The organism is Amycolatopsis sp. NPDC102389 (assembly GCF_044765885.1).
Classification (GTDB): Bacteria; Actinomycetota; Actinomycetes; order Mycobacteriales; family Pseudonocardiaceae; genus Amycolatopsis.
On record NZ_JBIWKX010000078.1, the window covers coordinates 19,977 to 32,303 of the forward strand.

Here is a 12,327-nt window from a genome sequence, read left to right on the forward strand (position 1 = left end):
ACTCGCGTTTCGTGAGGGGGTTCACGAGAACCCGGCCTCGAGCTGGTCCAGTTGGTCAGCGGAAAGCGCGACGAGTGAGCCACCGGAGGGTTCCGGTTCCGGGGTGCTCTCGCCTTCGGCCGGGATCTCCTTGACGAGCGTCGCCAGCCGTTCCGGTGTCTTCTCTTCGAACACCTGCCACGGGCTCAGTTCGAGCCCTTCCCGGCGGGCGCGGGCCGACAGCTGCATCGAGATGATCGAGTCGCCGCCGAGTTCGAAGAAGCTGTCGTCGGGCCCGACCTGTTCCAGGCCGAGCACGTCCGCGAACAGCTCGCACAGCCTCGCCTCCATGGCCGTGCGCGGGTCGCGTCCGGAGGACATGCCGGAGAAGTCGGGCGCCTGGAGCGCCCGGTGGTCGAGCTTGCCGTTCGGGGTGAGCGGCATCTTCTCCAGCGCCACGAACGCCGCGGGCATCATGTACTCCGGCAGCCGTTCCGCCGCCATGTCGCGCAGCACCGACGTCAGCGAGCCGTCGGCGTCGTCCGACGGCACGACGTAGGCCACCAGCCGTTTGTCGCCGGGCCCGTCCCGGTGCACGGCGACCGCCGCCTGGGCGACGCCGGGATGCTCGGCCAGCACGTTCTCGATCTCCGCGGGCTCCACCCGGTAGCCGCGCACCTTCACCTGCGCGTCGACCCGGCCGACGAAGAACAGCTCGCCGTCGGGAGCCCGGCGGAACCGGTCGCCGGAGCGGTACATGCGCTCGCCCGGGGTGAACGGGTCGGCGACGAACCGTTCCGACGTCAGGCCCGGCCGCCCCAGGTACCCGCGGGCGAGACCCGCGCCCGCGATGTACAGCTCGCCCTCCACCCCTGGTGGCACCGGCTGCAGGTACGCGTCGAGGATGTAGTGCTTCACGTTCCGGATCGGGCCGCCGAGCGGGACCACCTCGTGTCCCGGCGACAACGGGGCGCTCATGGTCGAGCAGATCGTCGTCTCGGTCGGGCCGTAGGCGTTGATGAACCGGCGGCCCGGCGACCAGCGGTCGACCAGCGCGGGCGTGCACACCTCGCCGCCGGTCAGCACCCCGCGCAGGGTGTCCGGCAGGTCCTCCTCGACCGCCAGCACACTCGGCGACACCGTGAGATGCGTGATCCCCCAGCGCCGCAGCGCGTCGCCGAGCGTCACCCGCGGCGGCATGGTCTCCGCGCCGGCCAGCACCAGGGTCGCGCCGGCCAGCAGGGACATGTACAGCTCGGAGACGATGGCGTCGAAACCGATCGCGGACAACTGCAGGACCCGCGAGGACGACGTCACGCCGAGGCGTTCGATATGCGCCGTCGCCAGGTTCCCGAGCCCGGAATGGGTGACCATGACACCCTTCGGCACCCCCGTCGACCCCGACGTGTAGATCACGTACGCCGCGTCGGTCGTCTTCACCGGCGGCAGCACGACCGCCGGATCCGCGGCCGGAGGTTCGTCCAGCAGCAGGATTTCGCCGTCGAACGTCGACGGCACGACCGACCGGGTGGCCGCCGTGCACACCAGCACCCGCGGCGCCGAACTCGTCAGCATCAGCTCGACACGCTCGGCCGGATAGTCCGGGTCGACCGGGACGAACGCGCCGCCGGCGAACGTCACGCCCATCATGGTCACCACGAGTTCGGCCGACCGCTCGACCAGCACACCGATCCGGGTCTCCCGCCGGACGCCGAGCCCGACGAGCAACCGCGCCAGTGTTTCGACCTCGCCGAGCAGTTCGCCGAAGGTCAGGGTCCGCTTCGCGTCCTCGATCGCCACCGCGTCGCGGGACTTCTCGACCTGACGGCGGAACAACGCCGGCAAGGCTTCGGCCTCGAACGGCACCTCGGTCCGGTTCCATTCGTCGATCACCAGACGGCGCTGCTCCGGCCCGATCAGGGCGACCCGGCCGACCGGCACGCGCGGTTCGGTCACGACCTGCTCGAGCGCCCGGATGATCGAGGCGACGAACTCCTCGATCCGCGTCCGGTCGAACACGTCCGGCCGGTAGATGACCTCGCCGTGGACGCCGCCGCCTTCGGAAGCGCGGAGGGACAACGGATAGTGCCCGGTGTCGTCCGGGATCCCCGCCGGGCGCAGGGCGAGGACGTGGGGGTCGTCGGACGGCGGGGGCGGCGGCGGGTAGTTCTCGAACACCACGATCGTGTCGAAGGCCGCGCCGGGCCCGGCGAGCTGGTTGATCTCGGTCAGCCCGACGTGCTGGTGCGGCATCAGCGCGACCTGGCGTTCTTGCAGATCCGCCAGCATTTCGAGGAACGGCTGGGCACCGGCGAGCCGGGCGCGGACCGGCAGCATGTTCATGAACAGGCCGACCGCGGACTCGACACCCGGGATCTCGATCGGCCGTCCGGCCACCGTGGTCCCGAAGACGACGTCCTCGCGTCCGGTCAGCCTGGCCAGCAGAAGTGCCCACACCCCTTGGAAAAGCGTGTTCGTCGTGACGCCGTGGCGCCGCGTGAACTCCATCAGGCGACCGCTCAGGTCGTCGTCGAGTTCGAAGCGGACACGGTCCGGCTCGATGGGCACGGCGATCGTGTCCGGCGGCACCACGTGGGTCGCCTCGTCGAGCCCGGCGAGTTCGGTCCGCCACGCTTCCTTCGCGGCCGCCTTGTCCTGGCGGGAAAGCCAGGCGAGGTACTCGCGGTACGACGTCGGTGTGGGAAGCGACTGGCCATCTTCGTACGCCGCCATCACCTCGCCGAGGAAGACCGGGAGCGACCAGCCGTCGGCCGAGATGTGGTGCGACCGGAGCACCAGCCGGTGCCTGCGGTCGGTGAACCGCACCAGGTGCAGGTGCAGCAGCGGCGCCTTCGCCAGATCGAACCGCTCGGCTTGGGACTCCGCCGTGAGCCGCTCGAATTCCGCCAGCGCCTCGTCCTCGGGCAGGTGGGACAGGTCGGTTTCCTGCCACGGCACCGGAACATCGCGGACGACCGCCTGGACGGCCGTGCCGGAGCCGAGCCGGTGGAAACCCGCCCGCAGCGCGGGATGCCGGTCGAGCAGGGTCTGCCACGACGCGCGGAACCGGGCGACGTCCAGCGGCCCGTCGAGGATGATGTCGCGGATACCGGCGTAGACGTCCGGGCCGCGTTCGTCCACCGCGTGGAACAGCAGTCCTTCCTGCAGCGGGGAAAGCGGCCAGATGTCGTGCAGGCTCGGGACGAGCGCCTCGACGTCCGCCACTTCCCGCTGCGTCAGCGAAATGAGCGGGAAGTCGGACGGCGTGTGTCCTCCCGCGCCGCCCTCGGCGTCGATGGCGAGCTTGGTCAGCATGTCCAGCCACGCCTGGCCGAGCGCCTCCGCGTCGGCTTCGGTGAGCAGCCGTTCCGCCCAGGTCAGAGTCAGCGTGATCTCCCCGTCGAGGACGACCGCGTCGATCTCGACGGCGTGCCGCAGCGGCAGGTCGTCCTCGGCCGTGCCGCCGATGGTCCCGGCCAGCTGCCAGGGTTCCGCGTCGCCGTCGGGCCGGGGCGAGAACCGCCCGAGGTAGTTGAACCCGATCTCCGGCGACGGCAGCGCCGCCAGCGCCTTCCCGGTCTCGGCGTCGAGATACCGCAGCATCCCGTAGCCGAGCCCGCCGTCGGGCACCGCCCGCACGTTTTCCTTGACCTGCTTGAGCAACCGGCCAGGTGTGTCCGCCCCGACGGTGTCCAACCTCAACGGATGGACGTCGGTGAACCAGCCGAGCGTGCGCGACAGGTCCATCCCGTCGAGGGGCTCACGGCCGTGACCTTCGACGTCCACCACGACGGCGGTGCCGCCACGCCATTGGGTGACCGCACCGGCGAGGGTGGCCAGCAGCACCTCGTGGACGCCGCAGTGGAAGGCCGTGGTGGCCTTCTCGACGAGCACGCTCGCGCGATCGCGCGGCAGGGTCCACGACCTGCGCCCGGAAGTCGCGATGGTGTCGCGCTCAGGGTCGAGTTCGCCGATCCGCGCCTGTGCGCCGTCGAGGATTCCCTTCCACAGTTCCAGTTCCCCGGTCCGCGACGCCGCCTGATCGGCCAGCGTCCGCGCCCAGCGCCGGAACGAGACGGGCGGCGGGTCGAGCACCGGTTCCTCGCAGGCCACCTGCAGATCCGCCAGCAGGACACGCCACGACACGACGTCGACCGCGAGGTGGTGGGCGGCCAGCACGAGCCGCCCCTCGGTTCCCGCATCCACCCAAACGGCCTGGAACATCACGCCCGCGACGGGGTCGAGCCGTCCGGCCGCCTCGTGGGCGAGGCGGTCCGCGAGTTCGTCGAGGTCACCATCTCCGGCCTCGACCCGCTGGAGCAGGGCGGCCGCGTCGACGGTTCCCCGCTCGACCACGACCAGACCCGACTCGGTGACCCGGCTCCGCAGCAGGTCGTGGGTGTCGATCACCGCACGCAGCCCGGCCGTCAGCGCCGTCTCGGTCAGATCGCCGGGCACGCCCGCGGTCACCCACTGCGCCAGCGCGCCCCGCGACATCGCGCCGGGATCGCGTTCCAGCAGCGCCCGCACGACCGGCGTCCACGGCACCTCGCCGACGCCGTCGGTGGCCTCGGCCTGCCGCACGCCGCGTCCGGCGACCGCCGCGATCCCCGCGGGAGTCTTCTGCTCGAAGACCTGCTTGGCACCGAAGACGAAGTCCTCGCGCCGGGCGCGGGCGGCCAGCCGCATCGAGAGGATCGAGTCGCCGCCCAGTTCGAAGAAGCTGTCGTCCGCGCCGACCCGGTCCACGCCGAGGATCTCGGCGAACAGCTCGGTCAGCACGCGTTCGGCCTCGGTCCGCGGTTCGCGGCCGGCGGATCGCCCGGCGAATTCGGGGGCGGGCAGGGCGGCGCGGTCGATCTTTCCGTTGAGGGTCAACGGGAAGGTGTCGAGCACGAGCACCACCGCGGGCACCATGAACTCCGGCAGCCGATCGGCGAGCCGCGTGCGGACCGTCTCGGCGTCCACTTCCGATTCCGCGGTGACATAGGCGATCAGCCGCTTCTCGCCGGGACGCTCTTCCCGAGCCACCACGACCGCCTGAGCGACCTCGGGCAGTGCGGTCAGCGCCGCCTCGATCTCGCCCGGTTCGACGCGGTAGCCGCGGATCTTCACTTGGGAGTCGGCCCGGCCGCCGAACAGCAACTCGCCGTTTTCGGTCCAGCGCGCGAGGTCCCCGGTGCGGTACATCCGCTCACCGACGGCGAACGGACTCGCGACGAAGCGCTGCGCCGTCGCGTCCGGAGCGCCCAGATAGCCGTGCGCGAGACCGGCACCGGCGAGGTACAGCTCGCCGGTCACGTTCGGCGCCACCGGCTGCAGGAACGCGTCGAGCACGTATGCCTGCCGTCCGGCCAGCGGTCCGCCGATCGGCAGGACGTCGCCCGTTTCGGCACCCGGTTCGAGGACCAGCCAGGTGGCGCACAAGGTGATCTCGGTGGGTCCGTACAGCTGACGGAACCGGACGTCCGGGCAGGCACGGCGCATCCGCTCGACGGAGGCGAGCGGCACCGCGTCGCCGCCCGTCAGGATTTCCCGCAGTCCGATGAACGACTCAGGCGCTTCTTCTGCCACCACACGGAAAGTCCCGGCAGTCAGGTGAAGGGTCGTGACGCCGTTTTCGATCGCCTCCCGCACCCGCTGCGCGTCGACCGCGCCCGGTTCCGCGACCACGACGGTGGCCCCGCTCACCAGCGGCACCCAGATCTCGACGAGCGACGCGTCGAACGCGTGGGAAGCGTGCAGCAGCACGCGATCCCCGGGTCCCTGCGACCAGCCCGGATCCCCCGCGAGAGCCGCGACACTGCCATGCGGCACCGCGACGCCCTTCGGCACGCCGGTCGATCCCGACGTGTACATCACGTAAGCCACGTCGTGCGCGCCGACGGTGACGGGCGGCGCCGCGTACTCCATCGCGCCCATGACCACCGGTTCGACGCCGACCGGCACCGCGTCACGGCTCGCCGCCACACAGATCGCCAGCGCCGCACCGGAATCGGTCAGCATCCGCTCGATCCGCTCCGCGGGGTAGTCCACGTTCACCGGGACCTGTGCCGCGCCGGCCTTCCAGACCGCGAGCAGGGCGACGAGCAGATCCGCGCCGCGTTCCAGCACAACGCCGACGCGGTCACCGCGCCGGACACCCCGCGCGGCCAAGTACCCGGCCAGCCCATCGGATTCCCGGTCCAGCTCGGCGTAGGACAGCGTGCGATCCCCGTCGACGACGGCTACAGCGTCCGGCGACTCCCCGGCCCGCCGCCGGAACAGCTCCGGCACCGTGGCATCGGACGTCGCCTCGCCCGTCGCGTTCCACCGCTCCACCACGGATTCGCGCGCCGGTTCGCTGGTCACACCGAGGCGGCCCACGGGAAGCGATGCCTCCTCGGACACCCGCTCCAGCACCCGAACGACCTGCCTGGCGACCTCGGCCGCCGTTCCCGCCTCGATCCGGTCGGGCCGGTACGCCACGCGGATCTGCAGGGTCTTGCCGGGGGAAACGCTCATGGTCAGCGGATAGCCGGTGCCGGTCCTGGTGACGACCGAGCTGATCGAAACCCCGCCGTCGTCGCCGAGACCGTCGGCGTCGTGCGGGTAGTTCTCGATCATCACGATGGTGTCGAAGACCGCGCCCGCCCCCGCCGCGCGCTGCACCTGCGACAGCCCCAGGTACTGGTGCTCGGTCAGCGCCGACTGGCGGGTCTGCAGATCCTGGAGCAGCTCCAGCACCGGCAGGTCACCGTCGAGGCGCACGCGCACCGGGACGGTGTTGATGAACATCCCCACCATCTGTTCCACGTCCGGCACCTCGGCCGGACGCCCGGAAACGACCGTCCCGAACACGACGTCCGTCCGGCGGGCGAGCCGCGACAGCACCAGCGCCCACGCGCCCTGCACGATCGTGCTCAAGGTCAGGCCGTGCCCGCGGGCGAACCCCGTGAGGGCCCGTGTCGCGGCTTCGGGCAGCCATTCGGCGTGCTCACCCGGCACGACCATCGCCTTGTCCGCGTCGGCGTCCACCACGGTCGGCTCGTCGGAACCGGCGAGCTCGGCTCGCCAGGCCTCCTGCGTCGCCTGCACGTCCTGACGGGCCAACCAGGTCAGGTAGTCCTTATAGGACGGTGACTTCGACGGCGCCCGCCCGCCCGCGTACGCGATCGACACTTCGCCCAGGACGAGCGGTGTGGACCAGCCGTCGAGGAGAACGTGGTGCGACGTCAGCACGAAGCGGTGCCGCACCGGGCCGAGCTTGATCAGCATCAGCCGGAGCAGCGGCGCCTTGGTCACGTCGAACCGCTCCGCCTGGTCCTCGGCGAGCAGCCGCTCGATCTCCGCGGCCGCGTCCGCCTCTCCGACGTGCGACAGATCGACCGTGCGCCAAGGGATTTCGGCCTCGGCGGCGACGACCTGCACCGGGGCGCCGGAACCCAGCTGGTGGAAACCCGTCCGGAGCGAATCGTGCCGGACGACCACCTGGGTCCACGCGGCGCGCAGCCGGTCCGCGTCGAGCGGCCCGTCGAGGTCCAGGATCCGCTGGCTCTGGTAGACGTCGACGCCGTCATCGGCGACCGCCCGTTCGAAGAGCATGCCTTCCTGGAGCGGCGAAAGCGGCCAGATGTCGGTCAGGCCCGGCGTCGCGGCTTCCAGCTCCGTCACGTCCTGCTGCACCATCTCGACGAGAGCGAAGTCGGACGGCGTGTGCCCGCCCGCGGCGGGATCGCCGGCGAGCGCGGTCAGCATCGCCAGCCAGGCCTCGCCGAGGCGCTCCACCGTGGCGGGGTCGATATCCCGGCCGTCGATGGCGAGCCCGAGCCGGGGCCCGTCCGGCGTGTCCTGGACCTCCGCGCCGACCTCCACGGGGTGGGCCAGGATCATGTCCGGCCCACCGCCGAGCGGCCCTTCGCCCGCCGGCTGCCACGCCCGATCCTTGGCGGAAAGGCTTGTGCGGCCGAGATAGTTGAAGCCGATCTGCGCGGACGGCAGCTCCGCGAGCCTGGCACCGGTTTCGGGGTTGAGGTAGCGCAGCAGCCCGTACCCGAGCCCGTCACCGGGGACGGCGCGGATCTGTTCCTTGGCGGTCTTCAGCAACTCTCCCGCCGAGACGTCGAAACGGACCGGGTGCACGCTGGTGAACCAGCCCACGGTGCGCAGCAGATCCTCACCGTCGGCGGCCTCACGGCCGTGGCCTTCGACGTCCACCAGCAGCGCGCCACCGGTCCCGCGCAGCCGCGTCACCGCACCGGCGATACCCGCCAGCAGGACGTCTTGGATCCCGCAGTGGAAGGCGTTCGGCAGCCGGGTCAGCAGGTCGTCCGCCGCGTCGCCGGACATCGTCGCGGACCATGAGTGCGTCTTGCCCGCGCTCAGCTCCACGGCCGGTTCCGCCCCGTCGAGGAGGGCGATCCACCGCTCGGTTTCGGCCACGGTGCGCTCGTCGCGCGCCTGCTCGGCGAGCCGCCGCGCCCACTGCCGGTAGGGCGTCGCCACGGGTTCGAGCGCCGCGTCTTCGTAGGCCGAGCGCAGATCCGGCAGGATGATTCCCCACGAGACCGCGTCGACGGCCAAGTGATGCGCCACCAGCGCCAACCGGCCCTGCCCGGAGTCCGGATCGTCGATCCACACCGCGCGCAGCATGGCCCCGGCGGCCGGGTCCAGCGCGGCCGTCGCCCGCCGAACCTCGCGTCCGGCGGCCTCGTCCAGGTTCTCGTCGATGACCCGCGTCACCACGGCGGCCGCGTCGACGGCACCCGGCTCGGGCACGATCAGCCGTCCCGATTCCACCCGGGCCCGCAGCAGATCGTGCGTGTCCAGCACGGCCTGCAGGGCCTTGACCAGCGCGTCCTGGTCGAATCCTGCCGGAGTGACGAGAACCCTGGCCTGCGCGAAACCGGGACGTACGGCGTTCTCGCCGAGAGCGAGCATCACCGGCGTCATCGGGATCTCGCCGACCCCTGACTCCACTGTGGACGGTTCCGCGGTCTCCTTGGCCAAGGCCGCCAGCCGCTCGGGCGTCCGGTGCTCGAACACCAGCCGCGGGGTCAGGGAGATCCCCTCGCGCCGGGCGCGGGCGGCGACCTGCATCGACGAGATCGAGTCGCCGCCCAGCTCGAAGAAGCTGTCCTCGACGCCGACCCGCTCCAGCCCGAGAACGTCGGCGAACACTCCACAAAGGACTCGTTCGTCCTCGGTCGAGGGCTCGCGGCCCGCCGCCTTCGCGGAGAAGTCCGGCTCGGGCAGCGCCTGCCGGTCCACCTTCCCGTTGACGGTCAACGGCAATTCGTCCAGCACCAGCAGCGCGGCCGGGATCATGAACTCGGGCAGCGTCTCGGCCAGCTGTCCGCTCAAGTGCGCCGGGTCCAGGCCTTGCCCCGCCTCGGGGACGGCGTAGCCGATCAGGTGCTCGCCGCGGGCGACGACCACGGCCTGCGCGACACCGGGCAGGCGGGCGAGCGCCACCTCGATCTCCCCGGGCTCCACGCGGTAGCCGCGGATCTTCACCTGGTCGTCGGCGCGGCCGGCGAAGGCCAGCGTGCCGTGCTCCGTCCAGTACGCCAGGTCCCCGGTCCGGTACATGCGGCCGCCCGCGACGAACGGATCGGCGACGAACCGCTCGGCCGTCAGCATCGAGCGGCCCAGATAGCCTTGCGCCACACCGGCTCCGGCGACATACAGCTCGCCAGGCAAGCCCTGGGGAACGGGCCGCAGGAACGCGTCGAGGACGTACACCCGCCGGCCCGCGAGCGGACGGCCGATCGGCAGCACCGCGCCCATCTCGTCACCGGGTTCGAGCAGCCACCACGTCGCGCACAGCGTGGCCTCGGTGGGCCCGTAGAGATGCCGCACCCGGACGTCCGGGCAGGTCCGGCGCACGCGCCCGACCGCGGCGGGCGGTACCGCGTCGCCGCCGGTCAGCACCTCGCGCAGCCCGGCGACCGACTCCGGCGCTTCCTCGGCCAGCACCCGGAAGCTCCCGGCCGTCAGGTGGGCGGCCGTGACTCCGGAGGCCACGTAACCGGCCAGCGCCTCGCCGTCGACCACACCCGATCCGGCGAGCACGAGCCGTGCGCCCGACAGCAGCGGCACCCACATCTCGAACAAGGAGATGTCGAAAGCGTGCGAGGCGTGCATCAGCACGGCGTCGCCGGGGCCGACCTCCCAGCCGGGCTCGCCGGCCAATGCCGCGACGTTGCCGTGCGACACCGCCACGCCCTTCGGCGTCCCCGTCGAGCCCGACGTGTACATCACGTACGCGACATCGTTCGCCGTGGCACCGATCGACAGCCGCGCGGATTCCGCGACCGCACGCCGGGTTTCCGGCTCGTCGAGGACGATCGGGGCGAGACCGCCGTCCAGTACGGCGTCCCGGTGCGCTGCCGTGCACACCACCGCCGCCGGTTCCGCGTCCGCCAGCATGAACTTCACGCGCTCGGCCGGATACGCGGGGTCGAGCGGGATGTACGCCGCTCCCGCCTTCCACACCGCGAGCAGGGTCGCGATCAGGTCGGGCGAGCGGTCCATCACCACGGCGACCCGGTCGCCGCGCCGGACTCCCTTACCGCTCAAGTAACCCGCGAGCCGTTCGGCACGCTCGGCCAGCTCGCCGTACGACAGCGTCTCTTCACCGGCGACGACCGCCACCGCGCTTTCGACCTGACGAGAGAACAGATCCGGTGCCAGCACGTCCGGTGCAGGCTCAGCTGAGACACCCCACCGACCGACCGTTTCGCGCTCGGCTTCTGTGGTGACTTCGATGTCGGCGACGGTGAGACCACGCGTCAGCTGCCGCAGCACCCCGGTGAACCGCTCGACGATGGCGAGCGCGGCGGTCTCGTCGTAAAGATCCGTCAGGTAGTCGAGTTTGACGAGCATCGACTCGCCGGGAACGGCGACCAGCGTCAGCGGGTAGTGGGCCGCTTCCTGGCCCTGGTTCACGCGAATACCGAAGGGCGCGGCGGAATCCGGCCCGCCGAGCTCACGCGGGAAGTTCTCGAAGACGATCATGGTGTCGAAGCTCGCGCCGGGTCCGGCCGCCTGCTGGATGTCCGCCAGCCCGACGAACTGCTCGGGAATGAGCGCCGACTGCCGCTTCTGCAGCTCTGCCAGCATCTCGACGACCGGCGCCGAACCGCGCAGCCGCGCGCGCACCGGGACGGTGTTGAGGAACAGCCCCACCATTCCTTCCACGCCGGGAAGATCCGGCGGGCGCGCCGAAACGACCGCGCCGAACACGACGTCCGTACGGCCGGTCAGCTGCGCGAGCACCAGCGCCCACGCGCCCTGCACGACCGTGTTGAGCGTGAGTCCGTTGCCGCGGGCCAAATCCTCCAGCGAGCGGGTGAGCTCCGAGGGCAGTTCCACCGTAACGCTCTCGGGAATGCCGGGCGCCCGCCCCGGATCGGCGGGCGCGACCAGCGTCTGCGACTCGAGGTCGCCCAGTTCCGTCGTCCAGGCCGACAGCGCCCTCGCCTTGTCCTGGCGGCTCAGCCACGCGAGATATTCGCGGTACGGCGTCACTTCCGGCAGCTCCGCCGCCGCGTACAGCGCCGACAGCTCGTCGAACACGATGGGCAGCGACCAGGCGTCCATGATCGCGTGATGGCAGGTCACCACGAGGCGATGACGGTCGTCGCCGAGCCGGATCAAGGTCAGCCGCAGCAACGGCGCCGTCGCGAGGTCGAACCGCTTCGTCCGGTCCTCTTCGGCCAGCTCGTGCACGGCTTGGGTGGCGTCGTCGAGGTGGGACAGGTCGACCTCGCGCCACGGCAGTTCGGCCTGCCTCGCGATGATCTGCACGGTCTCACCGGTTTTGCGCTGCCGGAAGCAGGCCCGCAGTGAGGCGTGCCGGGCCAGCAGCGCCTCCCACGCCGCGCGCAGCCTCGCCGCGTCCACGGGCCCGTCCAGCTCCAGGACCCAATGTCCAATGTAGACGTCGAGCCCGTCACCGTCGTAGACCGCGTGGAAGACCAGCCCTGCCTGCAACGGCGACAGCGGCCAGATGTCCTCGATCCGCGACTGAGCCATCAATATCTCCCTCGATCAGCGAAGTTCTTCGGCGAACCAAGCTCGAATTCCTCGTTCCCGTCCTGCGCGAAGTCGAGGAGCCGACGTCGAACGCGGCATGTCCCCCCGCAGAATCGTCGCCCGAAGGGTCGGCACGGACAACATGTCCAACGGGCCGCGTTTTCCCTGCGACTAAAGGACGTGTGCCGCGGGGGTGTGCGCGGCCGAGGTGTCGCGAAAGCCACTTTCGCGACGTCTGATGTCCCGAAAGTGGCTTTCGCGACATGGCCCAGCCGCCGCCCGAAAGCAAAAGGGGGTCGTGAGTGGCGTTTCGGGTTAGAACCCGAAACG

1 protein-coding gene is annotated in these 12,327 nt (G+C 71.2%); it reads right to left on the reverse strand.

From position 1 onward, the window contains the following. Positions 1-21: 21 nt before the first annotated feature. A complete protein-coding gene (locus tag ACIRGA_RS37035; RefSeq protein WP_400950721.1) occupies positions 22-11,997 on the reverse strand; it encodes an amino acid adenylation domain-containing protein in 11,976 nt (3,991 codons plus the stop codon). Positions 11,998-12,327: the final 330 nt, after the last annotated feature.